Here is a 24,237-nt window from a genome sequence, read left to right on the forward strand (position 1 = left end):
CCGGTGGGGGCGGGCCACGTACCCTCTTCTGTTGTGCCGAACGACAGGAAAGACACCCACGCCCCGCAGTCCCTCCCCGTGCTGAGCCAGGTGCAGCAGCAGGCCGTGAGTGAGCTGTTGCGGGTCTCCCCCATCGCCGATGATCTTGCCGTCCGGTTCGCGGCGGTGGGCTTCTCGCTGGCCCTGGTGGGCGGCTCGGTGCGCGACGCGCTGCTGGGGCGGCTGGGCAATGATCTCGACTTCACCACGGATGCCAGGCCGCAGGATGTGCTGCGGATCGTACGGCCGTGGGCGGACGCGGTGTGGGAGGTGGGCATCGCCTTCGGCACGGTGGGCTGCCGCAAGCGGGCGCCGGAAGAGGGGCAAACCGGCGCGGGGGATGGTCATCGCGACTATCAGCTGGAGATCACCACCTATCGGTCCGAGGCGTACGACCGGGACTCCCGTAAGCCGGAGGTCGCGTACGGCGACTCCCTGGAGGAGGATCTGCGGCGCCGCGACTTCACCGTCAACGCGATGGCGGTGGCGCTGCCGCGCAAGGAGTTCATCGATCCGCACCACGGTCTTGAGGACCTGGCGCGCAAGGTGCTGCGGACGCCCGGGACCCCGCAGGAGTCGTTCTCCGACGATCCGCTGCGGATGCTGCGGGCCGCCCGGTTCGCCGCCCAGCTGGACTTCCAGGTGGCCGACGAGGTGCGGGCGGCCATGACGGCGATGGCGGATCGGATCTCCATCGTCTCCGCCGAGCGGATCCGGGACGAGCTGAACAAGCTGCTGCTGGCGGACCGGCCGCGCCGGGGGCTGACCCTGCTGGTGGAGACCGGGCTGGCCTCCCATGTGCTGCCGGAGCTGCCGGCGCTGCGGCTGGAGCGCGATGAGCACCACCGGCACAAGGATGTCTACGAGCACAGCCTGACCGTGCTGGAGCAGGCCATCGCGCTGGAGACCGACGGCCCCGATCTGACGCTGCGGCTGGCGGCGCTGCTGCATGACATCGGCAAGCCGAAGACCCGGCGCTTCGAGAACGACGGCCGGGTCTCCTTCCACCACCACGAGATCGTCGGTGCCAAGCTGACCAAGGCCCGGATGACCAAGCTCAAGTACCCCAATGAGCTGGTGAAGGAAGTCTCCCGGCTGGTGGAGCTGCATCTGCGCTTCCACGGCTATGGCACGGGCGAGTGGACCGACTCGGCGGTGCGCCGCTATGTACGGGACGCCGGGCCGCTGCTGGACCGGCTGCACAAGCTGACCCGCTCGGACTGCACCACCCGGAACAAGCGGAAGGCGCAGGCGCTCTCCCAGTCCTATGACGGGCTTGAGCTCCGGATCGCCCAGCTCCAGGAGCAGGAGGAGCTGGACTCGATCCGTCCGGACCTGAACGGCAACGAGATCATGAAGATCCTGGACATCGGCCCGGGACCCGAGATCGGCGAGGCGTACCGCCATCTGCTGGAGCTACGGCTGGAGCACGGCCCGATGGAGCATGAGGCGGCCGTCGCCGCGCTCAAGGAATGGTGGGCCGCGCGGGAGTGACGGGTGGCCGGGGCGGTGTTTCACGTGAAACAGTGCCGCGTTGCAGCCGGTAGATCAGGGCCGCGGTGCTGCCGAAGAGGAGGGCCACGATCAGCAGCAGTGCTGCGGAGCGGCCATCGGTGGGAAGCATCAGCGCGGCCAGCCCGGCCGAGGCGACGAAGGCGATGTTGAACAGCATGTCGTACAGGGCGAAGATCCGGCCCCGGTAGGCGTCGTCGACGGAGGACTGCACCACGGTGTCGGTGACGATCTTGGCGCCCTGTGAGGTCAGCCCGAGCACAAAGGCGGCGACCAGCATGGGCGCCGGATGGAAGGGCAGCCCCAGCGGAGGCAGCAGCACCGCGGCGGTGGCCGCGCAGAGGGCGAACCAGCCCAGCCGTCCCCAGCGCCGTACCGCCGAGGGGGTGAGCACGGCGGCGGCGAAGAAGCCGGCGCCGGTGCTGCCCACCGCGAGCCCGAGCAGGGTCATGCCGCCGCCATTGCCGTCATTGCCCCAGGAGTTGCGGGCCAGCATCAGCAGCATCACCAGCAGCGCGCCGTAGCCGAAGCGCATCAGCACCACCCCGGCCAGCGTCCAGGAGGCCAGCCGGCGCCGGGTGAGATGCCGCAGCCCGGCGGCCAGCCCGCGTGCGGTGGAGGCGAGCGCCGCGAGGACATGCGGCTGCACCGCGGCCGGGTCGGGGCCGAGCAGATCGCGCTGGATGCGCACGGCGGCTAGTCCGGCGGCCAGATAGATCAACGCCGCGACGGTCAGCGCCAGCGCGTCCTCACTGACGGCGGTGTGGGTGAGGACCTGGGTCACCAGGGTCACCCCGCCGCCCACGGTGGCCGCGATGGTGCCGGCCGTGGGGGACAGCGCGTTGGCGACCACGAGGCGGTCCGGATCCACGACCCGGGGCAGCGAGGCGGACAGCCCGGCCAGGATGAAACGGTTGACCCCGGTCACCGAGAGCGCGGAGAGATAGAACAGCCAGGTGGGGACCCCATGGATCACCAGCGCACAGGTGACCGCGGCCATCAGGGCCCGCAGCAGATTCCCGTAGAGCAGCACCTGGCGGCGGCGCCAGCGGTCCAGCAGCACCCCGGCGAACGGGCCCAGGAGCGAGTACGGGAGCAGCAGCACCGCCATGGCGCCGGCGATGTCGCCGGGGGTGGTCTGCTGCTCCGGGGAGAACACCACATAGGTGGCCAGGCCGACCTGGAAGGCGCCGTCGGAGAACTGGGAGAGCAGCCGGACGGTCAGCAGCCGCCGGAAGTTGGGGAAGCGCAACAGCGTCCGGAGATCGGTGACGACAGTCACGCGGTCCGCCCTTCATGTTTCACGTGAAACGCCCCGGTCGATGGCAGCGGCCGGCGTCCGGCGGCGCAGGGTGAAGGCGTCGGGGGCACCGTCCAGGACACCTCCTCCCGGGTCGTCGGATCCGGTGCGGCGGATCACATCATGATCGGGGCGCAGCACATCGCGAACGATCATCACACAGAGATAGAGCGTGCCCAAGAGATGCGCGGTAATGGCCAGCTGATAGCCACCGACCGGCAACCCGTCATGGCCGTCTCCGGTGATGTGGGCGAGATACATCCAGATGCCGAAGAAGTAGAGCACCTCGCAGCCCTGCCAGATCAGGAAGTCCCGCCAGTGGGGCCGGGCCAGGGCGGCGAGCGGGATCAGCCAGAGCACGTACTGCGGTGAATAGACCTTGTTGGTGAGGATGAAGGCCGCCACCACGAGAAAGGCCAGCTGGGCCAGCCGGGGCCGGCGCGGCGCCCGCAGGGCGAGCAGCCCGATGGCGGCACAGGCCAGCAGGGTCAGCGTGGTGGCGTAGGTGTTGACCGAGTCCAGCGGGAAGTAGGTGCGCTGCGCGATGATCAGCCAGAAGGAACCGAAGTCGACGGGCCGTTCCTCGCTGAAGGTGTAGAAGGTGGCCCAGCCCTCCCAAGCGAGCAGCATCACCGGCACATTCACCACCAGCCAGGCGCCGGCCGTGCCCAGCAGCGTGGCGGCGAACTCCCGCAGCCGGGCCGCCCGCCAGCACAGCAGAAACAGCGGGCCGAGCAGCAGCAGTGGATAGAGCTTGGCGGCGGTGGCCAGACCCAGCAGCACCCCGGTGGCCAGCGGCCGGCTCCGCGACCACATCAGCAGCGCCCCGCAGGTGAGCGCGCCTGCCAGCAGATCCCAGTTGATGGTGGCGGTCAGCGCCAGCGCGGGCGCGAGGGCCACCAGCAGCCCGTCCCAGGGCCGGTCGCGGTGGACGCGGCTGACACAGGCCGCGATGATCACCGCGCAGATCAGCAGCATCCCGGCGTTGACCAGCCAGTACAGCTGCGCGGGCCCCGGATCGACACTCGCCCCGGGCGTGAACCAGGCGGCCACCTCCATGAACAGCCCGGTGAGCACCGGGTATTCGAGGAAGTCCTTGTCGGGGGAGAGGGTGTCGGGGATGCGGTCGAAGTAGGGGATGAGCCCGTCCGCGAAGCCCCGGCCGTAGTAGAGGTGGGGGATGTCGGAGTAGCAGGCCCGGGTGTACTGGGCGGTGGGACCGCCGACCCAGCTGTCCGTGTAGCAGGGCAGCTTCTGCGCCATGCCGAGGGCGAACATCCCGATCATCACGAGCACGATGACCCGGGCCGGGTTCCACCACCCCCGCCCCCGGGCCGCCCGCTTCCCGGCCGGCCCGCCGAGCAGTTCACTGCCGGCGGCGGCCACCTCATCATGCGTGGTGGGCCGTACGGGCACGGGTGGGTTGGTCGGTGCCATGCCCACAATCCTGCCGTACGACCCACCAGGGTCAGCCGATGACTCGGCCAGCTACGGAGCGCTATCCGCCGCTCCACCAGCCTCCGCCGTTGTTGCCGCTGTCGGCGGCTCCGCCGGCATCGGCCTCTCCTGCGCCGGCATCCGCTCCGCCGGCATCGGCGCCGCCCGCGTCGGCTCCGGCGTCGGAGCCGGTACCGCCGTCACCACCGTTGCCGCCGCTGGGTAGCCCGATGCCGCCGCTGTCGTTGCCCTGGGAGTTGCCGCCGTTGTTGTTGCCGTTGCCGGCGTTCCCGCCGGAAGCGCTCGGGTCCGGGTCCGGGTTGGGGGGCGGGTTGTCGGGCGTCGGGTCGGTCTCGGGCTCCTGGGTCTCGTCGGTCTCCGGCTCGTCAGGCTCCTCCGTGTCCTCCACCACCGGGGGTTCGGGAGCCTCGGGCTCGGTGCCGGTGCCGCGGTGGTCCTGGCCGATCTTCCCGGGCTTGGGGAAGTCCTCGACAGGGTCGTCCTTGGTGGCTTCCTGCATGAAGCCCAGCCAGACCTCGGCCGGCAGCGAACCACCGGTGATCTTTGGCAGTCCGGCGGTGCCCACCATGGACATGAACTTACGGTCGGCCGGGTCGATGTCCTCCGAGTCCGGGAAGCGCCACATGCCGATCGCGGTGGACAACTGCCGGGTGTAACCGACGAACCAGGCGCTGTTGTTGCCGTCCGTGGTACCGGTCTTGGCGGCGACCGGTCGGCCGAGATCCTTCACACTCTGAGCGCTGCCGTTCTGTACCACGTCGGTCAGCACGTCGGTGACGGTGTCGGCGACATCGGAGGCGAAGGCCTGCTGGACATTCTGCTTGTGCTCATAGGCCATCTCCCCTTCGCGCTCCACGTGGGTCACGAAGTAAGGGTCGGCCTGCTCACCGCTGGCGGCAAAGGTGGCATAGGCGTCCGCCATCCGGATCGGGCCGGGGGTGGAGACACCGAGCGCGAAGGAGGGCACGCTGTCGTCCGCCGGGCCCAGGGTGCCCTCCAGCAGTCCCGCGTCGATGGCGGCCTTCTTCACGGTGGCGGGGCCGATGTCCATGCCGAGCTGGACGAAGGGCGAGTTGGACGAGATCTCCATCGCCCTGCGCAGGGTGATCTCGCCCTCCTCGCCGCCCTCGAAGTTGGGCTGCTTCCAGTCCTCCAGCTCGCCGGTCTCCGGGTCCTCGCCGTACCAGACGTCGCCCTTGTAGTCCTTGATCTGGAGCATGTTCTCGCTGGAGTAGATGCTCTCCGGGGAGATCGGGGTGCGGTCCTTGTCCGACTGGTCCGCGGGCTTGCTGGGATCCCGGACGCCGTCGCGCAGAGCCGCCGCCAGGACGAAGGGCTTGAAGGTCGAGCCGACCTGGGCGCCCGCGTTGTTGGCGTTGTTGAGGAAGTGCTCGACCGCGTTGTGTCCGCCGTAGACGGCGACCACCGCGCCGTCGCCCGGGATCACCGCCGCGCCGCCGAACTGGACGTGTTCGTCTTCTTCGCGGTTCTCCGGGTCGAGCTTGTCGTCGATGACGGCCTGCACCGCCTCCTCCATCTGGTTCACCATCTTCTTGTTGAAGGTGGTGTGGATGGAGTAGCCGCCCAGGGCGAGCTTTTCGGCGTCGATGTTGATCTCGTCGTTGTTGATCAGGTAGTTGTCGGCCAGGTCCTTCAGGTAGCCGATCTGACCGGCCAGGTTGGTGGCCGGCTTGAAGTCCTGGGGCATCGGGAACTCGGTGTACTCGGCCCGTTCCGACGCGTCCATGTTGCCGACCGTGACCCGGCGGTCCAGGACCGTCACCCACTGGTTGGTGGCCCGCTCGATGTTGGCCGGGGCCCGTTCGGCACCCCCGGTGCCGCCCGAGGTGTCGTAGAGGTCCGCGCCCTTGAGCAGGGTGGTGAGGTAGGCGCACTCGTTGGCGTCGAGGTCCTTGGCGTCCTTGTCGTAGTACGCGCGGGCAGCCGCCTGGATGCCGTAGGCGCCGCGGCCGAAGTACGCGGTGTTGAGGTACCCGGCCATGATCTCTTCTTTGCGTACGTTGGACGACACCTTGACCGAGATCAGCAGTTCCTTGAACTTGCGGGTGAGTGTCTGGCTCTGGTCCAGGTACAGGTTCTTCACGTACTGCTGGGTGACGGTCGAGCCGGACTGGGTCTCCCCGCCCTGCGCCATGTTCACCACGGCTCGGGCGATGCCCTTGAAGTCGACACCGGAGTCCGTCCAGAACGTCGCGTTCTCCGCCGCGACCACCGAGTCCACCATGTCGCTGGGGATCTCGGTGAACGGGATGATCTGCCGGTTGAAGTCACCGCCGCCCGCGACGACCATCTCCGTGCCGTCGTCCCAGTAGTAGACGTTCTTCTGGCTCTCGGCGGCCTTGTTCGGGTCCGGGATCTCGACCATGGCGTAGGCGAGGCCGACCAGGCCGACCAGTATGCCCATGAAGATGATCGCGGAGCCCAGGATCTGCTTCCAGGACGGCAGCCAGCGGCGTACCCCGGTGTGCCGGGCGCGCGGGTAGTCGATGAATCGCTTCTTCGGGGGAGGCTCCGGCCTTCGCCTGGCACGGCGGCCTGCGCCCTCGGCGGCGTTGGCCGCCGTGTGCCGATGGCCGCTCCCGCCGCTCTCCTCGCGCTGCGGTGGCGGCGCGGCCCGGCGGCCGGAAGGCGCCGCGGCGCGTCGGCCGCGTGACTGCGGCGCCTTGCGACGGTGCTCGCTCATGGACAGCTACTCCTCGGACAGACGTGGAACGTCCGCTGCGGCAATGACGTGTGGTGTCTTGCAGTCCCCCCGTTGTGTGCGGCCAGGCTCTGGCCCGGACGCACGTCACCGTGAACGAGGACGCCGATTTCCGCCCCCAGGTTCCCGGACAGTGATCCGCACACGGGGTTCAGGGTACGCAGCACCAAAAGCCATCTTTCTTTTCATAAGGGCCACTTCGGGCATTTCACTTTCAGTGAAGCGAAGATGTGATCCCCTTCACCAGGACTCCTCTTGCAGCACCTCTCGGGCCGTTCTATCGTGGCGATGTATCGGGCCGATACATCGGCGCAATACATCGCACGTACCAGCACCACAGGACAGGCAGTCCGACCCGGGAGGTGATTCCAGCCGTGAGCCGACGTTCCGGAGTCCTGGAGTTCGCCGTACTCGGGCTCCTGCGGGAATCCCCGATGCACGGGTACGAGCTGCGCAAGCGGCTCAACACCTCGCTGGGCGTCTTCCGGGCGTTCAGCTACGGCTCCCTCTACCCCTGTCTCAAGACGCTGGTCCTGAACGGATGGCTCGCCGAGGAGCCCGGCAGCGACGCGGAGGACCCCCGGGCCACCGCACTGTCCGGGCGGCGGGCCCGTATCGTCTACCGGCTCACGGCCGACGGCAAGGAACGCTTCGAGGAGCTTCTGACCCAGACCGGCCCCGACGCCTGGGAAGACGACAACTTCGGTGTCCGGTTCGCTTTCTTCGGCCAGACCTCACGCGACGTACGGATGCGGGTCCTGGAAGGGCGCCGCAGCCGCCTGGAGGAGCGCCTCGCCAAGATGCGCGCCTCGCTGGCCCGTACCCGCGAGAAGCTGGACGATTACACGCTGGAGCTACAGCGCCACGGCATGGAGTCCGTGGAGCGCGAGGTCCGCTGGCTCAACGAGCTGATCGAAAGCGAGCGGGAGGGCCGCGAACGCGGCACCGCACCGCCGCCGGGTGGCTCCGGCGACACCGGCAACACCACCACGTGACCATCACGTCACACTTCCGGGCCCCGCGACGGCGTGGGGCCATGCCGAAACACACACAGGGAGCAACCGGAATGGGTTCGGTTCGCGTAGCCATCGCCGGCGTGGGCAACTGCGCCGCCTCGCTGGTACAGGGCGTCGAGTACTACAAGGACGCGTCCCCGGACACCCGGGTGCCCGGTCTGATGCACGTCCAGTTCGGCGACTACCACGTCTCGGACATCGAGTTCGTGGCCGCCTTCGACGTCGACTCCAAGAAGGTCGGCCTCGACCTGGCGGACGCCATCGGCGCCAGCGAGAACAACACCATCAAGATCGCCGACGTGCCGGCCACCGGCATCACCGTCCAGCGCGGCGAGACCCTGGACGGCCTGGGCAAGTACTACCGCGAGACCATCGTGGAGGCGGAGGCCGAGCCGGTCGACATCGTCCAGGTCCTCAAGGACACCAAGGCCGATGTGCTGGTGTGCTACCTGCCGGTCGGCTCCGAGGACGCCGCCAAGTACTACGCGCAGGCCGCCATCGACGCCAAGGTCGCCTTCGTCAACGCCCTCCCGGTCTTCATCGCCGGCACCAAGGAGTGGGCGGACAAGTTCACCGCCGCCGGGGTCCCGATCGTCGGTGACGACATCAAGTCGCAGGTCGGCGCCACCATCACGCACCGCGTCATGGCCAAGCTGTTCGAGGACCGCGGGGTGATCCTGGACCGCACCATGCAGCTGAACGTCGGCGGCAACATGGACTTCAAGAACATGCTGGAGCGCGACCGGCTGGAGTCCAAGAAGGTCTCCAAGACCCAGGCCGTCACCTCCCAGATCGTCGACCGCGAGCTGGGCGCCGGCAATGTGCACATCGGCCCCTCCGACTACGTGGCCTGGCTGGACGACCGCAAGTGGGCCTACGTCCGCCTTGAGGGCCGCGCCTTCGGCGATGTGCCGCTGAACCTGGAGTACAAGCTGGAGGTCTGGGACTCCCCCAACTCCGCCGGTGTGATCATCGATGCGCTGCGCGCCGCGAAGATCGCCAAGGACCGCGGGATCGGTGGCCCGATCACCTCGGCGTCCTCGTACTTCATGAAGTCCCCGCCGGTCCAGTTCTTCGACGACCAGGCGCGTGACAACGTGGAGAAGTTCATCAGCGGCGAGCTGGAGCGCTGAGCGCCTCCACCCCGCACGCGAGCACCATGACGGCGGCCCGGGCCTACTGGCCCGGGCCGCCGTCGTTCCGCGTCAATGCCCGCTCACTCGTCGACGACCCGGTCCACCTGGGTGGTGGTGTGCCGCAGGATCGCCCGCAGCTCGTCGCCGACCTTCGGCCCCTTCGACTCGGCCGGCACGAACAGGATCGACACCTGCATGTGCGGCGGCTCCGCGAACCACCGCTGCTTGCCGTCCCACACGAACGGCGACAGATTGCGGTTGACCGTGGCCAGACCGGCCCGCGCCATCCCCTTCGCCCGCGAGGACATCCCGTGCAGCGCCTTGGGCGCCTCCAGGCCCACCCCGTGCGACGTACCGCCCGCGACCACCGCCAGCCAGCCGTCCCCCGGCGCCTTCTGCTGCCGGTACCCGAAGCGGTCCCCCTTGGCCACCGGGGTCACATCCAGCACCGCCCCCCGGTACTCCGTCGCCGCGTGGTCCCCGAGCCACAGCCGGGTGCCGATCCGCGCCCGGAACCGGGTCTGCGGGAACTGCTGGCGCAGCCGCGCCAGCTCCTCGCCGCTGAGGTGGCTGACGAACATGGTGTCCAGCGGCAGCCGGGCGGCCCGCAGCCGGTCCATCCAGCCGATGACCTCCTCCACCCCGTCGGTGCCGTCGGTGCGGTCCAGCGGCAGATGGATCGCGAAGCCCTCCAGGCGTACGTCCTCCAGCGCCGCGCCCAGCTTGCCCAGATCCGCGGGCGTCACCCCGTGCCGGCGCATCGTGCTCATCACCTCGACGACGACCCGGGATCCCACCAGCCCGTACACGCCGTCAACCGAGGAGGCCGAACGAATCACCCGATCGGGGAGGGGGACCGGCTCCTCACTGCGTCGGTAGGGGGTGAGGACGAGCAGGTCGCCGCTGAAGCGGTCCTTCATCGCCTCGGCCTCGTACGCCGTGCCGACCGCCAGGGTCTCGATGCCCAGCTCGGTGACCTCCTCGGCCAGCCGGTCGTGGCCGAAGCCGTAGCCGTTGCCCTTGCAGACCGGCACCAGGTCGGGGAAGTCGGCGACGATCTTCCGCTGGTGCGCCCGCCAGCGGTCGGTGTCGACGTAAAGGGTGAGCGCCATGGCCGGGAGGGACCCTTCTGTTGGGGTTGTACGAGGTGGGAAGGGGTGTGGGGGTGCGGTGCGGGTGCGTCGGGGTGGGGGAGGGAAGGGGGGAGGGTCAGCGCCGCGACATGTAGATGTCGAGCGCCTTGTGCAGCAGCTTATTGAGCGGGAAGTCCCACTCGCCCAGATACTCGGCCGCCTCCCCGCCCGTACCCACCTTGAACTGGATCAGGCCGAAGAGATGGTCCGTGTCCTCCAGCGAGTCGCCGATGCCCCGCAGGTCGTACACGTGGGCCCCCAGCGCCTGGGCGTCCTGGAGCATCCGCCACTGCATGGCGTTGGAGGGCCGCACCTCGCGCTTGTGGTTGGCGGACGCACCGTAGGAGTACCACACATGGCCGCCCACGATGAGCATGGTGGCGGCGGCCACCGGCTCGCCCTCGTGCTGGGCGATGTACAGCCGCATGCGGTCCGGGTCCTCGGCGTTGAGCGCCTTCCACATGCGCTCGAAGTACGCCAGCGGGCGCGGCCGGAACTTGTCGCGGACGGCGGTGACCTCGTACAGCTCCTGCCACACCGGCAGATCGTCGTAACCGCCGCGCACCACCTCGACGCCGGCCTTCTCGGCCTTCTTGATGTTGCGGCGCCACAGCTGGTTGAAGCCCTTGTGGACCTCCTCCAGGGAGCGGTCCTTGAGCGGGATCTGGAAGACGTAGCGGGGCTGGACGTCGCCGAAGCCGGCGCCCTCGTCCTCGCCCTGCTGCCAGCCCATGCGGCGCAGCTTGTCGGAGACCTCGAAGGCGCGCGGCTCCAGCTCGGTGGCCTCGATGTCGCGCAGCCGCTTGATCTCGGGGTTCTGGATGCCGGCCTTGATGGCGGCGGCGTTCCAGCGGCGGATGACGACCGGCGGGCCCATTTTGACCGAGAACGCGCCCTGCTTCTTGAGGTGGGCGAGCATCGGTCGCAGCCACTCCTCCAGGTTGGGCGCGAACCAGTTGATGACCGGGCCCTCGGGGAGGTACGCGAGGTAGCGCTTGACCTTGGGCAGCTGCCGGTAGAGGACCAGGCCGGCACCCACGCAGACGCCGTTCGTGTCGAACCAGCCGAGGGACTCCGTACGCCACTCGGCCTTGACGTCGCCCCAGGCCGGCACCTGCATGTGGCTGGCCGCCGGCAGGGAGCGGATATACGCCAGATGCTCCTCGCGGCTGATGGTCCTCAGGGTCAGGCTCATTCGGGGCGCTCCTTGGGGCGTCAATCGCGGCGTCTGGCGGGAAGCCTAGCGGCGCGGTGGACGCCCGGGGCGCGGTGGCCTGCCCGGAGCCGGCCCGGAGCCGGTCCGGTGAGGTGCCCGTGGGCCGGAGTCGGCCGGAGACGCGGCCGGGGACGCGGCCGGGGAGTCAGCCGAGGACGCCGCCGAACAGGCCGCCGTGCGCCATGCCGAGATAGAAGCCGGTGGCGGCGGCGCCCAGGCCGATGACCAGGACGAATCTTTCGGCGGTGGTGGCGGAGATCATCTGGCCCCAGCCGCCGGTGATGATGCCCGCCAGGCCGGCCCAGGAGGCTGCCAGATGCATGCTGTGCCACTGGGAGAGGAGGAGCGCCGCCGGGCCGAGGACGAGGGTGATGGCGGCGAGGGTGTTGGGGAGGGGATGGGGGTGGCCGTCGGAGTTGAAGACGCTGCTGAGCGTCATGTGGGCCATGGGGCACCTCCTGCGGAGCGCTGCGGAAGCCGTGTACCCGATCCCTCCAGGTTGCGCTGACCGGGGCCGGATTTCAACCGGAAGGTGCTTGCCGGGTACGGTGTACTGTCCCGTGTTCCGTCGACGCCGCGGCGCCGACGCGTGGGACGCGCATAACGACCCTCCTGCCACGGATCGTCCGTGGCCGCCTGAGTCCAGAGGAGGTGGGTTCCACAATGCGTCAGTACGAACTGATGATCATCCTCGATCCCGATCTTGAGGAGCGCGCTGTCGCCCCGCTGATCGAGAGCTTCCTTGCTGTCGTCCGCGAGGGCAACGGCAAGGTCGAGAAGATCGACACGTGGGGTCGCCGTCGGCTCTCCTACGAGATCAACAAGAAGCCCGAGGGCATCTACTCCGTCATCGACCTGCAGGCAGCCCCCGAGACCGTCAAGGAACTCGACCGGCAGCTGAACCTCAACGAGTCGGTTCTGCGGACCAAGGTCCTCCGTCCCTCCACCCACTGAGCATCACGCTCCGCGGGATCAGCGGGACACCGAGTAGCGATGTCAGTGCCATAAGTAATCATCGCAGCAACAGCAGTTAGCACCCCGCCGAGAGGTTCACCATGGCAGGCGAGACCGTCATCACGATTGTCGGCAATCTGGTCGACGACCCCGAGCTGCGCTTCACCCCCTCAGGTGCGGCGGTCGCGAAGTTCCGTGTCGCGTCCACGCCGCGCATCTTCGACCGGCAGACCAATGAGTGGCGGGACGGCGAAGGGCTGTTCCTGACCTGCTCGATCTGGCGGCAGGCGGCGGAGAACGTCGCCGAGTCCCTTACCAAGGGGATGCGGGTCATCGTGCAGGGCCGGCTCAAGCAGCGGTCCTACGACGACCGGGACGGGGTCAAGCGCACGGTCTACGAGCTGGACGTCGAGGAAGTCGGCCCCAGCCTGAAGACCGCGACGGCCAAGGTCACCCGGGGCGCGAGCGGCGGCGGCCGTGGCGGTCAGGGTGGCGGCGGCAACGGCTGGGGCGGTGGCTCCGGTGGCGGCCAGGGCCAGCAGGGCGGTGGCGGCGCTCCCGGGGGTGACCCGTGGGCGACCGGCGCGCCGGCCGGTGGTGGCCAGCAGCAGGGTGGCGGTGGTAACGGCGGCTGGAGCGGTGGTTCCGGTGGCGGTGGCGGCTACTCGGAGGAGCCCCCGTTCTGACGACGGCCCGGAGTTCGCGGGCTGAAGGGAACGGCCGGGCTCGGCTATTCACTTCTTTTTGAGATCAACGGAGAGAGACCATGGCGAAGCCGCCTGCTCGCAAGCCTAAGAAGAAGGTTTGCGTGTTCTGCAAGGAGAAGATCTCCTATGTGGACTACAAGGACACGAACCTGCTGCGGAAGTTCATTTCCGACCGCGGCAAGATCCGTGCCCGCCGGGTCACCGGCAACTGCACCCAGCACCAGCGTGACGTCGCCACGGCCGTGAAGAACAGCCGTGAGATGGCGCTGCTGCCCTACACCTCGACCGCGCGCTAAGGAAGGGTGGTTCAAGCATCATGAAGATCATCCTGACGAGCGAGGTCTCCGGCCTGGGCACGGCCGGTGACGTTGTCGAGGTGAAGGACGGGTACGCCCGTAACTACCTGCTTCCCCGCGGTGTCGCGATCCGCTGGACCCGGGGCGGCGAGAAGGACGTCGAGCAGATCCGGCGGGCGCGGAAGATCCGCGAGATCGCCACGATCGAGCAGGCGAACGACATCAAGGCGCAGCTGGAGAAGGTCACGGTCCGGCTGAAGGTCCGTGCGGGCTCCGGCGGCCGGCTGTTCGGTTCGGTCACCCCGGCGGACATCGTCTCCGCGGTGAAGACCTCTGGTGGTCCCGATGTCGACAAGCGTCGCATCGAGCTGAGCAACCCGATCAAGTCTCTGGGTACCCACCAGGTCTCGGTCCGGCTGCACCCGGAGGTCGTGGCGAAGGTCGGACTGCACGTCGACTCGTCCGCGAAGTGAGCGGTAGGCAGTAACAGCAGTAACAGCAGTAAGCGATACGGCGTCGGCCGCGTCTCCGTTCACCGGGTGGTGGGCGGGGCGCGGCCGATGTCGTTGTGTGGCGGTGGTGGCGGCGGGGGTCTCAGGCCCGTTCGGCGCCGGTGACGACCCAGCGCCCGGTGCGGGCGCGCAGCGCGAGGGTGAGCAGCCGGGTGGCCATCATCAGTCCGGCCATCGCCCACCACAGGGTGGCGACGCCACCGCCGATGGTGGGCACCAGCAGGGCGACGGGGGCGAAGACGGCGAGGGTGAGCAGCATGGCGGCGGCCAGGTACGTACCGTCCCCGGCGCCCATGAGCACGCCGTCCAGGACGAAGACGACGCCGGCGATGGGCTGGGTGACGGCGATGATCAGCAGGACCGGCAGCAGCCGGTCGTGGACATCGCTGTCGCCGGTGAACAGCGGCATGGTGAGGGGGCCGGCGGTGGCCACCAGGACGCCGAGCGCGATCCCGGAGACGATGCCCCAGCCGACCATGCGGCGGCAGATCGTCCGGGCGCCGGCCGCGTCGCCTGCGCCGAGGTAGCGGCCGATGATGGCCTGGCCGGCGATGGCGATGGCGTCGAGGGCGAAGGCGAGCAGCATCCAGATGGTGAGGGCGATCTGGTGGGCGGCGACGTCGGCGTCGCCGAGCCGGGCGGCGACGAGGGTGGCGAGCAGCGAGATGGCGCGCAGCGCGAGGGTGCGGACCAGGAGTGGGGTGCCGGCTCTGGCGGAGGCGCGGATGCCGGCCGAGCGGGGCCGCAGGGCGACGGCGTGCCGGCGGGCGCCCTTGAGGACGGTGCGCAGATAGACGGCGGCCATGCCGTACTGGGCGATGACGGTGCCCCAGGCGGAGCCGGCGACGCCCCAGCCGAGGCCGTAGATGAACAGGCCGTTGAGGGCGATGTTGGCGGTGAAGCCGCCGATGGCGACGTAGAGCGGGGTGCGGGTGTCCTGGAGGCCGCGCAGGATGCCGGTGGCGGCGAGGACGATCAGCATGGCGGGGATGCCGAGGATGCTGATCCGCAGATAGGTGGTGGCGTGCGGGGCGGCGGTGGCGGAGGCGCCGAGGGCGTCGACGAGGGCGCCGGCGGTGGGGACGCCGAGGGCGACGACGGCGAGGCCGAGGAGGACGGCGAGCCAGATGCCGTCGATGCCCTGGCGGAGCGCGGCGGGCAGGTCGCCCGCGCCGAGGCGGCGGGCGACGGCGGCGGTGGTGGCGTAGGCGAGGAAGACGAAGACGTTGACGGCGGTGGCGAGGAGGGCGGCGGCCACGCCGAGGCCGGCGAGTTGGGGGGTGCCGAGGTGTCCGACCATGGCGCTGTCGGCGAGGAGGAAGAGGGGTTCGGCGACGAGGGCGCCGAAGGCGGGGAGCGCGAGGGTGAGTATCTCGCGGTCGTGGCGGCGGTGCGTGGTGGTCTGCTGGGACACGAGGAGATCCAAGCATCCACAGGTAATGGACGCAATGGTTTTGTGATCCTTACCTCTGCCCGTCTCCGGTGTGATGGTCTGCGGTCGTTGTCGTGATCTCGGCGAGTGAACGAGTGTTCCCGTAATCGGGGGTGGGCGGACAGTAAACGCCCAGGTCAGGGCGGGTAAGAAGTGGATCATGAAAGAGGGTCGGCAATGGCCGCCGTCGGCTTGTCCACAGGAACCCCCGGCTTATCCACAGGGTGCGATCTGAAATCCACATAGCCTGTGGATAACTTGTCCGGCTGACCCCTCCCCCGGCCGTCCGGAGCACCCGCCGACTGCCGTAGCGTAGGTCCGCGCTTCGGTACGGAAATGTCGGAGCCGTACCGTACAAAGGGTCCGGGAGGAGGTGGGGTCGGTGGCCGAGTTCGAGCACGGGGAACCCCCCTGGGACGATGCCCCGCCGAGCGACGGGCCGCCGCCCCGACCGCCGGCCCGCGGTGGCGGCGGCTCCGGCGGTCCGGGCGGGGACGACAGCCCACCACCCACCGCCTTCGAACGGGTGCCGCCGCAGGACGTCCGCGCCGAACAGTCGGTGCTGGGCGGCATGCTGCTGTCCAAGGACGCCATCGCCGACGTGGTCGAGACGCTGCGCGGCGCCGACTTCTACAAGCCCGCCCACGAGACGATCTACTCGGCGATCCTCGACCTGTACGCCAAGGGCGAACCGGCCGACCCCATCACCGTCGCCAACGAGCTGACCAAGCGCGGCGAACTCGCCAAGGTGGGCGGCGCCGGCTACGTCCACTCCATCGTGCAACTGGTGCCCACCGCGGCGAACGCCCTGTACTACGCGGAAATCGTCCACGACAAGGCCGTACTGCGCCGCCTGGTGCAGGCCGGCACCCGCATCACCCAGATGGGCTACGCGGCGGACGGTGACGTGGACGACATCGTCAACACGGCGCAGGCCGAGGTCTACCAGGTCACCGAGCAGCGCACCTCCGAGGACTACCTGCCGCTCAGCGACATCATGGAGGGCGCCCTCGACGAGATCGAGGCCATCGGCGCCCGCAGCGGCGAGATGACCGGCGTCCCCACCGGCTTCACCGACCTGGACTCCCTCACCAACGGCCTCCACCCCGGCCAGATGATCGTCATCGCCGCCCGCCCGGCCATGGGAAAATCGACATTGGCTTTGGATTTCGCCCGGGCGTGCTCGATCAAGCACAAGCTGCCCAGCGTCATCTTCTCGCTGGAGATGGGGCGCAACGAGATCGCGATGCGGCTGCTGTCGGCAGAGGCCCGGGTGGCGCTGCATCACATGCGGTCCGGGAGCATGACCGACGAGGACTGGACCCGGGTGGCGCGGCAGATGACGGAGGTCAACGACGCGCCGCTGTACATCGACGACTCGCCGAACCTGTCGATGATGGAGATCCGTGCCAAGTGCCGGCGGCTCAAGCAGCGCAACGACCTGCGGCTGGTCGTCATCGACTACCTCCAGCTGATGCAGTCGGGCGGCAGCCGCCGCCCCGAGAGCCGGCAGCAGGAGGTCTCCGAGATGTCCCGGAACCTGAAGCTGCTGGCCAAGGAGCTGGAGGTCCCGGTGATCGCGCTCTCCCAGCTGAACCGTGGCCCCGAGCAGCGCACCGACAAGAAGCCGATGGTCTCCGACCTGCGTGAGTCGGGATCGATCGAACAGGACGCGGACATGGTGATCCTGCTGCACCGTGAGGACGCCTATGAGAAGGAGTCGCCCCGGGCGGGCGAGGCGGATCTGATCGTGGCGAAGCACCGTAACGGGCCCACGGCCACCATTACGGTGGCCTTCCAGGGTCACTACTCCCGGTTCGTCAACATGGAGGGCGGTTTCTGAGCCGCCCGGGGGGTGAGGGGGGAACGTGTCCGAAGGGAAGCTGTCGCGGCAGGAGATCATTCGGCGGCGCCGGAGTTCTGGGTTTGTGGGACGGCAGGGGGAACTGGCCCTGTTCCGCGACAACCTGGGGCGTGGTGTCGCGGATGACCGGTACCAGTTCTTATTTCATGTGCGCGGCGACGCGGGGGTCGGCAAGACCTCGCTCGTACGGCAGTGGGAGCGGCTTGCCGTCGACCAGGGGGCGGTGACCGGCTATCTGGACGACGATGTGCACGGCCCGATCGAGGCCATGGAGGCGATCCGGGCCCAGGTGGTCCGGCAGGGGCATCCGCTCAAGGAGTTCGACAAACGGCTCGCGCTGTACCGGGAGCGGCGGCAGGAAGCGGAGAGCGTGCCGCCGCTGGACGATCTGCCGGGCGGGCCGGAGTCCTCGACGCCTTCGGTGGCCGGCTCGCTCATGGCCCAGGCCGGTCTGATCGGTCTCAGCCTGATTCCCGGGGCCAACGCGCTGGCCGCCGCCGTGGACGCGCGGCAAGTGGCGCAGGGCGCCGACCGGTTGAAGGCGGCCCTGGCGGCGCAGTTCCGCAGCCATGACGATGCGCAACTGGTGCTCGATCCGGTGCCCGTGCTGAGCCGGGCGCTCCTTGAGGGCGTGGCCGGAGCGGCCGAGCGGGTGCCCTGGGTGCTGCTGACGTTCGACACCTATGAACGGGTCGGGCCGGTGCTGGACGGCTGGCTGCGGAATCTGTTGCTGGAGGAGAGCTACGGGGTCGTGCCGCCGAACGTCATCGCGGTGCTGTCCGGCCAGGGCGCGTTGAACACCCGCTGCTGGGGCGACTGGCTGGACCAGATCGCGGTGATCCCGCTGGAGGTGTTCACCGAGACCGAGGCCCGCGCTCTGCTGTCCCACCGGGGGGTCAGTGATGAGGAGAGGGTGCGGGAGGCGCTGCGGCTCTCCCAGCGGCTGCCGGTGCTCGTCTCGCTGCTGGCCCAGCACTCACCCCAGTCGCCGGGGGACATCGACGACCCGGCCGACACCGCCGTGGAGCGCTTTCTCCAGCGTGTGGTCAATCCGCATCTGCGGGAGACCGCCCTGCTCTGCGCGCTGCCGCAATATCTGGACGCGGATGTCTACCGGGCCATCGCGCCCCCCGAGACGGCCGCCTCCTACGACTGGCTTCGCGAACTGCCCTTCGTGACCTCAAGCGCCGGCCGCCGCCGCTACCACCAGGTGGTGCGCGGACTGATGCTGCGCCTCCAGCAGGGCCAGTCGCCCACCCGGTGGAGGGAACAGCACGAACGTCTTGCCGAGGTGTTCGCGGGCTGGCGCCGGCAGCGGCAGGAGCAGGTGCCGTCCATATCGCGTTGGAACGACCAGGCGTGGCGCGAATTCTTCTTGAACGAGAGCTATCACCGGTACTGCGTCGATCCGCGTGAGCGGCTGACCGACGCTCTGGCCGAGGCCGCCCATCTGTGCAGCCACGGCACGGATCTCCTGCGCCGCTGGCTGCAATTGCTGGTCCAGGTCGGTGAGGACACGGGGGACGAGACCATGGCCGACTGGGGGCGCCGGATGCGGGAGGCCAATGAAGGCGGCATGATTCCGGTGCTCGATCTGCTGCTGTCGGAACCTGCGGTGGGCGATGCCGAGCGTGCCCGGGCCTACGTGCTGCGCGGCGAGCACCACGAGTCGGTGGCTGCCTACCAGGAGGCGCTGAGTGACTACACGGCCGCGTTGCGCCTTGATCCGGAGCTGGCCCGGGCCCATGCCGGCACGGGGGATGTGCTGTGGAAGATCGACCGCCACCAGGAGTCCCTGACCGCATTCGAGCGGGCGCTGGAGCTGAGTGGGGACGATGCCCGGATTGTGGCCGGGCGCGGGGACACGCATATGGCGATGGGAAACCACTCCTTGGCGTTGGACGACTTCACGCGCGCCTGTGAGCTGGACCCGAAACTGACCTGGGCCCGCTCGCATCGGGGCAGGGCGCTCATGGCGCAGGGGCGCTATCCGGAGGCGTTGGAGGATTTCCGGCTCGCCATCGAACTGGGCCCCAGGGAGAGCTGTCCACTGAAGGCTCGCTCTCAGGTCTACGCCAATCTGGGGCGTTTTGCGGAGGCGGTCGCCGACCTTGACCGTGCTCTGGAGCTGCGGCCCGACAGTGCCGACGCCGCGCGACAGCGCGCTCAGGCGTTGCTGGAACTGGGTCGGGAACGCGATGCCCTGGATGGCTTCAACCGTTTGGTCGAGAGTGGCATGGCGGACGCGGCGGTGCTGGCACAGCGGGCCTTTCTCCACCTGTCGTCGGGCGACTATGCGGCGGCCGTCCGGGACTTCACGCGGGCCTGGGAGCTGGGTGGTGCGGGTTCCGAAGGACCGGGTGGGGAGCACGCGTTCTTGCTGACGAAGTGTGGCGAGGCACGACTGATGGTCGGTGAGTGGCAGGAGGCCCTGCGAGATCTGGCGGTCGCTGAGCGGATGCGGCCCAACGGTGTGTGGAACGCGGCGTTGCAGGCACTCGCTCACGGCAAGCTGGGGCGGGTGGACGCGGCGGAGGAACGCTGGCGTCACGCGCTGACGCTCATCGACGTACAACTCGAAGACCCGCATCCGGAGGCGTACGGCAACCTCTTTCTGATCAGCTGCGCCGTGTCCGACTGGGACCGGGCCATCGAGGCGATCGATGGTTTCTTCGATGTCGCCCCCGGTGCATGGGTGGCTCGGGAGGCCCTGAGCCTGCTGGACCGGCTGGCCGTGCTCGTACCGCTGGACGGGGAGCGGACGGCGCCGTTCCGGCGGCGGCTGGTGGATGCCGCCGGGGGCGGCGCGTCCGCGCGGTGACTAGCTCGCCAGTTCCTGGCTGAGGCGGTGCTTGGTTCTGGCCCCGACCAGGGACTTCACGGGTTCGCCGGCCCGGAAGAGGATCAGGGTGGGGACGGACAGCACGCCGTAGGCCGCGGCTGTTTCGGGGTTGTGGTCCACGTCGAGGGTGGCGACCTTGAGGTGGCCGGTCTGTTCGGTGGCGATGGCGGTCAGGACCGGGGTGAGCTGGTGGCAGGGCGGGCACCAGTCGGCGGTGAACTTCAGGAGGACGGGCAGGTCCGCGTCCAGGACCTCGGCGGCGAAGGTGGCGTCGGTGATCTCGGTCGGCATGGTCGGCATGGTCGGCCTCAGCCTCTCAGTTGGCACTTGGGTTCCTCTCCGGCGAGCAGCAGCAGTCGCTCGCTCACCTCGGCGCGTACCGCCCGGAGGCGGTCCATGAGCGCGTCGATCTCGGTGAGCTTGTTGCGGTAGACCTCCAGCGAGTCGGGGCAGGAGTCCCCACTCGGATGACCGGCCCGCAGGCATTCCACGAACGGGCGGGTCTCCTCCAGGCCGAAGCCGGACTCCTGGAGCGTGCGGATCTGGCGGACCAGCCGCAGGTCGGTGTCGTCGTACACGCGGTAGCCGTTGGCGGCTCGCGGGGTACGGAGCAGGCCGCGTGCCTCGTAATAGCGCAGCGTCCTGGTGCTGACGCCGGCCCGTTCGGCGAGTTCACTGATGCGCATGCCGATGACCGTAAACGTTGACGTCCGGGTCAGGGCAAGGCCGGCTCGCGGGAGAGGTTCCACAGCCGGGCCGCCGCCTCCGGGTCCCTGACCCAGGGCTTGACGCCGCCGATGAGCATGTCGTCGGTGGTGGCCGGTTCGGCGATGTCGCAGTCCTGGCAGTAGGCGCCGCCGTACGCGTCGAGCGGCGGGGAGGTGGCCGCCCAGACGGTCTCGGGGAGGGCCATCACCCCGGCGTTGTTGATGACGATGTCGAGGGGGCGGCCGGTGGCGACAGACCGCTATCGGCTGTCGGTGCGCACGCTGCGGGCCCGGGTGACGCCCGGTGCGTGGCCGGGCGGACCGCTGCTGGTGGCGGCGACGGTGCTGCGGGAGGTCGCGGAGTGGGCGCGGGGCGCCGGTGAGGTGGCGCTGGAGGCGTCCGGGGCCCGGGCGTGGGTACGGGAGGGGGCCGTGGTGCGGGAGTTGCCGGTGGTGGCGGGGGAGTTTCCGGCGTACCGGCTGGTGCTGGACGGGCCGGCGCCCGTACGGCACCGCGTGATCGCGGACCGGGCGGCGCTGCGTACGGCGCTGGCCGGGGTGGACGGTGCGGTGGCGGTGCTGCGCACCGGTGGGGCGGCCGGGCTGCTGGTGGGCGGGGTGGAGGTGCCGGCGATGGTGACGGGTGCGGGGCTGCGGGTGGCGTTCGATCCGGTGGTGCTGGCGGGGCCGTGGAGTCGGCGGTGGGGCCGGATGTGCTGCTGGAGCTGGGGGACGGCGCGGCGGCGGGTGAGCACTTCCGGCTGGCGGCCGGGTGTGCGGGGGTCCTTGGTGATGACGCGTACGGGCAGTGGCTGCGGATCGCGGTGGCGGGCGGGTTGCGGTGTACGGGGGCGGGCCCGGTGCGGCCGGCGGCGGTCGCCGAGGCGTTGGGCGTACGGGTGGACTCCTTGTGCGACCGGGGTGAGACGCGGACCCTGGCGCTGCTGCTGCCGGCCCAGCTCGGGGATCTGGGGACGGACGGCGATGCCGTGCGGCTGGTCACGGCCTTGCGGATGGTGCCGGCCACCGACTGGCTGAGCGGGCCGGGCGGGAGGCGGTGGCGGCGCCGGCGGGGTGGTTCAGAGCAGGCCGCCGGTGGCGAGGATGTTCTGGCCGGTGATCCAGCGGCCGTCCGGGCCGGCCAGGAAGGCGATGACGTCGGCGACGTCGGCGGGCGCGCCGAGGCGGCGCAGCGGGGTGAGGGCGGTGATGCGCTCCATGGCCTCGGGCGGGTTGACGCCGTGCAGCATGTCGGTGTCGGTGGCGCCCGGGGAGACGGTGTTGACGGTGATGCCGCGCGGGCCGAGTTCCTGGGCGGCGACGGCGGTGAGTTGTTCGAGGGCGCCCTTGCTGGCGGCGTACGGGGCGATGCCGGGGACGGGCCGCACGGTGTTGAGGGTGGAGACGTTGATGATCCGCCCGCCGTCGGGCATGTGCCGGGCGGCGTAGCGCAGGGTGCGGAAGACGGCGGTGGTGTTGACGGCCAGTACGGCGTCGAAGACGGCGTCCTCGGTCTCGGCGAGCGGGGCCGGGGCGGTGGACAGCGCGGCGTTGTTGACGATGATGTCGGGGGTGCTGTGCCGCTGCGCGGCCTGGTCGAGGAGGGCCTCGGCGGCGTGCGGGTCGGCCAGGTCGAGGCGGATGCCGTGGGCGCTGCCGGGGGCGGCGGAGGTGCGGACTGCGGCCATGACATCGGCGGCGGCCGTCTCGTTGTGGGCGTAGTTGAAGACGACATGGGCGCCGTCGCGGGCGAGCCGTTCCACGACGGCCCGGCCGATGCCGCGTGAGCCGCCGGTGACGACGGCGGTTTTTCCCTGGAGTTCTGCCATGCGCCGCACTGTAATGCGGTGATGGGCGAAGAGATCAGGGCGGTCGCGGCGCGGTACGGGATTCCGGCGGATGCGGTGGTGCCGGCCCCGCGGCAGGGGGCGGGCGGGGACGTGTGGCTGCTGGGGGAGGCGCTGGTGCTGAAGGCCGGCGCGGACTCGGCGGGGCTGCGGAAGGAGGCGGCGGTCATCGGGTACGCGCGTGGCTGCGGGGTGCGTACCCCCGAGGTGGTGGCGGCCGGGCCCGGGTGGCTGCTGGTGCGGCGGGTGGCGGGGGTGGCGGCGGGGACCGAACCGGGGGTGGGCGTGTACCGGGAGCTGGGCGAGCAGTTGGCGCTGCTGCACGCGGGTGGTGAGCCGGGGACGGTACGGGATGTGGTGCCCGGTGATCCGGCCGTCGATCCGCGTGCCGGGCTGGCGGCGCTGGTGGCGGCCGGGCAGCTGAGTGGTGAGCAGGCCAGGTGGCTCGGCGCGTGGTTCGGGCTGCTGGAGCGGGCGATGCCGGACGGCTGTGCCGAGCCGGTGCTGATCCACGGGGACGCGGCGCCGCAGAACCTCTTGGTGGCGCCGGGTGGTGGGCTGGCCGCGCTGGTGGACTGGGGGGACGCGGCGTGGGCGGATCCGGCGGTGGACTTCGCGAAGGTGCCGTTGCGGTCGGTGGAGCCGGTGCTGGCGGGGTATCTGGGCGGGGTGCGGCCGGGGGAGGAGTGGGCGGCCCGGGTGTTGTGGCATCACCTGGCGTGGGCGGTGGGCCGGCTGGGGTCGGTGCCGGACCGGGTGGGAACGCACTGGAGCGCCCAGCCCGGGAACCGGCTGGTGGAGCTGCTGCGGTTCTGGGCCGGGCGGCCGGGCGGGGTGTGGCGGGGGTTGGTGCCGGCGTGAGGGGGTGTAGGGGCGTGTACGAAGAGCAGGCGGTGTGGCACGTGGCGGCGGCGTCGGGGCTTGTGGTGCCCGATGGCTGTATGGATGTGATCTGGTCGGAGCGTGTGGGGCTGCTGGTGGCGGGGCCCGATACCCGGGGGCGGGAGGTGGCGGCGGAGGTGGCCGGGGGGATGGCGGCCGGGGTGCGGTTTCCGCCGGGCAGGGGGCCGGTGGTGCTGGGGGTGGCGGCGTGGGAGTTGCGGGACCGGCTGGTGCCGCTGGCCGAGGTGTGGCCGGGGCCGGTGGTGCGGGAGTTGAGCGAGCGGCTGGCCGGGGCGGCGGCGCCCGGGTCCGTACTGGAGGCGGTGGCGGCGCGCCGGGTGGCGCGGGTGGGGCCGCCGGAGCCGTGGCGGGCGTGGGCGGCGTCGGCGCTGGGGCGGGGGTACCCGGTGGCGCGGGTGGCCGGGGAACTGGGGGTGAGCGAGCGGCAGTTGCGCCGGCGGTGTCAGGAGGCGTTCGGGTACGGGCCGAAGACGCTGGCGCGGGTGTTGCGGATGCGGCGGGCGCTGGGGCTGGCGCGGGCCGGGGTGCCGGCGGCGGAGGTGGCGGCGCGGGCCGGGTATGCCGATCAGGCGCATCTGTCGCGTGAGGTGAAGGGCCTGACGGGGGTGCCGCTTTCGGTGCTGTCGCGTGCGGTCTGACGG

The 24,237-nt window shown here is 70.1% G+C and carries 23 protein-coding genes; 11 read left to right on the forward strand and 12 right to left on the reverse strand.

Features of this window, described 5'->3' with window-relative positions:
• Nucleotides 1–33 precede the first annotated feature (33 nt).
• The gene (locus AC5WRL_RS22940; protein WP_496090527.1) at nt 34–1,533 is read left to right on the forward strand and encodes a CCA tRNA nucleotidyltransferase; all 1,500 of its coding nucleotides are present in this window, start codon (nt 34–36) and stop codon (nt 1,531–1,533) included.
• Here the strand turns inward: AC5WRL_RS22940 and AC5WRL_RS22945 are convergent.
• From AC5WRL_RS22945 to AC5WRL_RS22955, 3 genes are all read right to left on the reverse strand, one after another.
• Nucleotides 1,505–2,833: an MFS transporter gene (locus AC5WRL_RS22945; RefSeq protein ID WP_496090528.1), complete on the reverse strand. Its 1,329-nt coding sequence runs from the start codon at nt 2,831–2,833 to the stop codon at nt 1,505–1,507. The two genes, AC5WRL_RS22940 and AC5WRL_RS22945, sit on opposite strands and share 29 nt — an antisense overlap.
• A 12-nt stretch (nt 2,834–2,845) precedes the next feature.
• Nucleotides 2,846–4,288 (reverse strand): glycosyltransferase family 87 protein, encoded by a 1,443-nt coding sequence (locus tag AC5WRL_RS22950; RefSeq protein WP_496090529.1) that lies wholly within the window; start codon nt 4,286–4,288, stop codon nt 2,846–2,848.
• A gap of 61 nt (nt 4,289–4,349) precedes the next feature.
• On the reverse strand, nt 4,350–7,013 hold the full coding sequence (locus tag AC5WRL_RS22955) for a transglycosylase domain-containing protein (RefSeq protein WP_496090530.1): 2,664 nt from the start codon (nt 7,011–7,013) through the stop codon (nt 4,350–4,352).
• A 392-nt stretch (nt 7,014–7,405) separates the two neighbouring features.
• On the opposite strand from AC5WRL_RS22955, the gene AC5WRL_RS22960 reads away from it, so the two are divergent.
• Both AC5WRL_RS22960 and AC5WRL_RS22965 read left to right on the forward strand, forming a co-directional pair.
• Nucleotides 7,406–8,026 (forward strand): PadR family transcriptional regulator, encoded by a 621-nt coding sequence (locus AC5WRL_RS22960; RefSeq protein ID WP_496090531.1) that lies wholly within the window; start codon nt 7,406–7,408, stop codon nt 8,024–8,026.
• Nucleotides 8,027–8,097: 71 nt separating this feature from the next.
• Nucleotides 8,098–9,180 carry an inositol-3-phosphate synthase gene (locus AC5WRL_RS22965; protein ID WP_496090532.1) on the forward strand — a complete coding sequence of 361 codons (1,083 nt, stop codon included), beginning with the start codon at nt 8,098–8,100 and terminating at the stop codon, nt 9,178–9,180.
• 83 nt (nt 9,181–9,263) lie between these two features.
• Here AC5WRL_RS22965 and AC5WRL_RS22970 read toward each other — a convergent pair whose 3' ends face one another.
• The 3 genes from AC5WRL_RS22970 to AC5WRL_RS22980 all read right to left on the reverse strand — a co-directional run bounded on the left by AC5WRL_RS22970 (nt 9,264) and on the right by AC5WRL_RS22980 (nt 11,980).
• On the reverse strand, nt 9,264–10,295 hold the full coding sequence (locus tag AC5WRL_RS22970) for an alanine racemase (protein ID WP_496090533.1): 1,032 nt from the start codon (nt 10,293–10,295) through the stop codon (nt 9,264–9,266).
• A gap of 97 nt (nt 10,296–10,392) precedes the next feature.
• Nucleotides 10,393–11,511 carry a lipid II:glycine glycyltransferase FemX gene (locus AC5WRL_RS22975; protein ID WP_496090534.1) on the reverse strand — a complete coding sequence of 373 codons (1,119 nt, stop codon included), beginning with the start codon at nt 11,509–11,511 and terminating at the stop codon, nt 10,393–10,395.
• 166 nt (nt 11,512–11,677) lie between these two features.
• Nucleotides 11,678–11,980: a hypothetical protein gene (locus AC5WRL_RS22980; protein WP_496090535.1), complete on the reverse strand. Its 303-nt coding sequence runs from the start codon at nt 11,978–11,980 to the stop codon at nt 11,678–11,680.
• Nucleotides 11,981–12,195: 215 nt separating this feature from the next.
• Here AC5WRL_RS22980 and rpsF point away from each other — a divergent pair, with 215 nt between their 5' ends.
• The 4 genes from rpsF (at nt 12,196) to rplI (ending at nt 13,962) form a co-directional block, all read left to right on the forward strand.
• Complete coding sequence (rpsF, locus tag AC5WRL_RS22985; RefSeq protein WP_453854694.1) at nt 12,196–12,486, forward strand: 30S ribosomal protein S6; 291 nt, start codon at nt 12,196–12,198, stop codon at nt 12,484–12,486.
• Nucleotides 12,487–12,587: 101 nt separating this feature from the next.
• Nucleotides 12,588–13,172 (forward strand): single-stranded DNA-binding protein, encoded by a 585-nt coding sequence (locus AC5WRL_RS22990; RefSeq protein ID WP_496090536.1) that lies wholly within the window; start codon nt 12,588–12,590, stop codon nt 13,170–13,172.
• An 80-nt stretch (nt 13,173–13,252) separates the two neighbouring features.
• Nucleotides 13,253–13,489 (forward strand): 30S ribosomal protein S18, encoded by a 237-nt coding sequence (gene rpsR / locus AC5WRL_RS22995; RefSeq protein ID WP_003978893.1) that lies wholly within the window; start codon nt 13,253–13,255, stop codon nt 13,487–13,489.
• A 20-nt stretch (nt 13,490–13,509) separates the two neighbouring features.
• The gene (rplI, locus tag AC5WRL_RS23000; protein ID WP_030732522.1) at nt 13,510–13,962 is read left to right on the forward strand and encodes a 50S ribosomal protein L9; all 453 of its coding nucleotides are present in this window, start codon (nt 13,510–13,512) and stop codon (nt 13,960–13,962) included.
• 121 nt (nt 13,963–14,083) lie between these two features.
• Here the strand turns inward: rplI and AC5WRL_RS23005 are convergent, their stop codons facing one another.
• Entirely contained in the window at nt 14,084–15,415 is a 1,332-nt protein-coding gene (locus tag AC5WRL_RS23005; RefSeq protein ID WP_496090537.1) for an MATE family efflux transporter, read from the reverse strand.
• 400 nt (nt 15,416–15,815) lie between these two features.
• On the opposite strand from AC5WRL_RS23005, the gene dnaB reads away from it, so the two are divergent.
• Entirely contained in the window at nt 15,816–17,276 is a 1,461-nt protein-coding gene (gene dnaB, locus AC5WRL_RS23010) for a replicative DNA helicase (protein WP_496090538.1), read from the forward strand.
• A 25-nt stretch (nt 17,277–17,301) separates the two neighbouring features.
• Nucleotides 17,302–20,118 (forward strand): tetratricopeptide repeat protein, encoded by a 2,817-nt coding sequence (locus tag AC5WRL_RS23015; protein WP_496090539.1) that lies wholly within the window; start codon nt 17,302–17,304, stop codon nt 20,116–20,118.
• Here AC5WRL_RS23015 and AC5WRL_RS23020 read toward each other — a convergent pair whose 3' ends face one another.
• The 5 genes from AC5WRL_RS23020 to AC5WRL_RS23040 form a co-directional block, all read right to left on the reverse strand.
• Nucleotides 20,119–20,430, reverse strand: coding sequence for a thioredoxin family protein (locus AC5WRL_RS23020; protein WP_496090540.1), 312 nt, complete (start codon nt 20,428–20,430; stop codon nt 20,119–20,121).
• A gap of 17 nt (nt 20,431–20,447) precedes the next feature.
• The gene (locus tag AC5WRL_RS23025; protein WP_496090541.1) at nt 20,448–20,825 is read right to left on the reverse strand and encodes a MerR family transcriptional regulator; all 378 of its coding nucleotides are present in this window, start codon (nt 20,823–20,825) and stop codon (nt 20,448–20,450) included.
• Between the two features lie 29 nt (nt 20,826–20,854).
• Complete coding sequence (locus AC5WRL_RS23030) at nt 20,855–21,052, reverse strand: hypothetical protein (protein WP_496090542.1); 198 nt, start codon at nt 21,050–21,052, stop codon at nt 20,855–20,857.
• Nucleotides 21,053–21,106: 54 nt separating this feature from the next.
• Nucleotides 21,107–21,601 carry a hypothetical protein gene (locus AC5WRL_RS23035; RefSeq protein ID WP_496090543.1) on the reverse strand — a complete coding sequence of 165 codons (495 nt, stop codon included), beginning with the start codon at nt 21,599–21,601 and terminating at the stop codon, nt 21,107–21,109.
• 324 nt (nt 21,602–21,925) lie between these two features.
• Nucleotides 21,926–22,675 carry an SDR family NAD(P)-dependent oxidoreductase gene (locus tag AC5WRL_RS23040; RefSeq protein WP_496090544.1) on the reverse strand — a complete coding sequence of 250 codons (750 nt, stop codon included), beginning with the start codon at nt 22,673–22,675 and terminating at the stop codon, nt 21,926–21,928.
• Between the two features lie 21 nt (nt 22,676–22,696).
• Here AC5WRL_RS23040 and AC5WRL_RS23045 point away from each other — a divergent pair, with 21 nt between their 5' ends.
• Nucleotides 22,697–23,554 (forward strand): phosphotransferase family protein, encoded by an 858-nt coding sequence (locus tag AC5WRL_RS23045; protein WP_496090545.1) that lies wholly within the window; start codon nt 22,697–22,699, stop codon nt 23,552–23,554.
• A 14-nt stretch (nt 23,555–23,568) separates the two neighbouring features.
• A complete protein-coding gene (locus AC5WRL_RS23050; RefSeq protein WP_496090546.1) occupies nt 23,569–24,234 on the forward strand; it encodes a helix-turn-helix transcriptional regulator in 666 nt (221 codons plus the stop codon).
• The last annotated feature ends 3 nt before the right edge of the window (nt 24,235–24,237 follow it).

The sequence above is a fragment of the Streptomyces sp. NTD107 genome (assembly GCF_059510435.1).

Excerpts from the sequence above, each read along its gene's own strand:
- AC5WRL_RS22950 (WP_496090529.1), bottom strand. The coding sequence starts at position 4,288 with ATGGCACCGACCAACCCACCCGTGCCCGTACGGCCCACCACGCATGAT.
- AC5WRL_RS22955 (WP_496090530.1), bottom strand. The coding sequence starts at position 7,013 with ATGAGCGAGCACCGTCGCAAGGCGCCGCAGTCACGCGGCCGACGCGCC.
- AC5WRL_RS22965 (WP_496090532.1), top strand. The coding sequence starts at position 8,098 with ATGGGTTCGGTTCGCGTAGCCATCGCCGGCGTGGGCAACTGCGCCGCC.
- AC5WRL_RS22970 (WP_496090533.1), bottom strand. The coding sequence starts at position 10,295 with ATGGCGCTCACCCTTTACGTCGACACCGACCGCTGGCGGGCGCACCAG.
- AC5WRL_RS22975 (WP_496090534.1), bottom strand. The coding sequence starts at position 11,511 with ATGAGCCTGACCCTGAGGACCATCAGCCGCGAGGAGCATCTGGCGTAT.
- AC5WRL_RS22980 (WP_496090535.1), bottom strand. The coding sequence starts at position 11,980 with ATGGCCCACATGACGCTCAGCAGCGTCTTCAACTCCGACGGCCACCCC.
- rpsF (WP_453854694.1), top strand. The coding sequence starts at position 12,196 with ATGCGTCAGTACGAACTGATGATCATCCTCGATCCCGATCTTGAGGAG.
- AC5WRL_RS22990 (WP_496090536.1), top strand. The coding sequence starts at position 12,588 with ATGGCAGGCGAGACCGTCATCACGATTGTCGGCAATCTGGTCGACGAC.
- rpsR (WP_003978893.1), top strand. The coding sequence starts at position 13,253 with ATGGCGAAGCCGCCTGCTCGCAAGCCTAAGAAGAAGGTTTGCGTGTTC.
- rplI (WP_030732522.1), top strand. The coding sequence starts at position 13,510 with ATGAAGATCATCCTGACGAGCGAGGTCTCCGGCCTGGGCACGGCCGGT.
- AC5WRL_RS23020 (WP_496090540.1), bottom strand. The coding sequence starts at position 20,430 with ATGCCGACCGAGATCACCGACGCCACCTTCGCCGCCGAGGTCCTGGAC.
- AC5WRL_RS23025 (WP_496090541.1), bottom strand. The coding sequence starts at position 20,825 with ATGCGCATCAGTGAACTCGCCGAACGGGCCGGCGTCAGCACCAGGACG.
- AC5WRL_RS23030 (WP_496090542.1), bottom strand. The coding sequence starts at position 21,052 with ATGGCCCTCCCCGAGACCGTCTGGGCGGCCACCTCCCCGCCGCTCGAC.
- AC5WRL_RS23040 (WP_496090544.1), bottom strand. The coding sequence starts at position 22,675 with ATGGCAGAACTCCAGGGAAAAACCGCCGTCGTCACCGGCGGCTCACGC.
- AC5WRL_RS23045 (WP_496090545.1), top strand. The coding sequence starts at position 22,697 with ATGGGCGAAGAGATCAGGGCGGTCGCGGCGCGGTACGGGATTCCGGCG.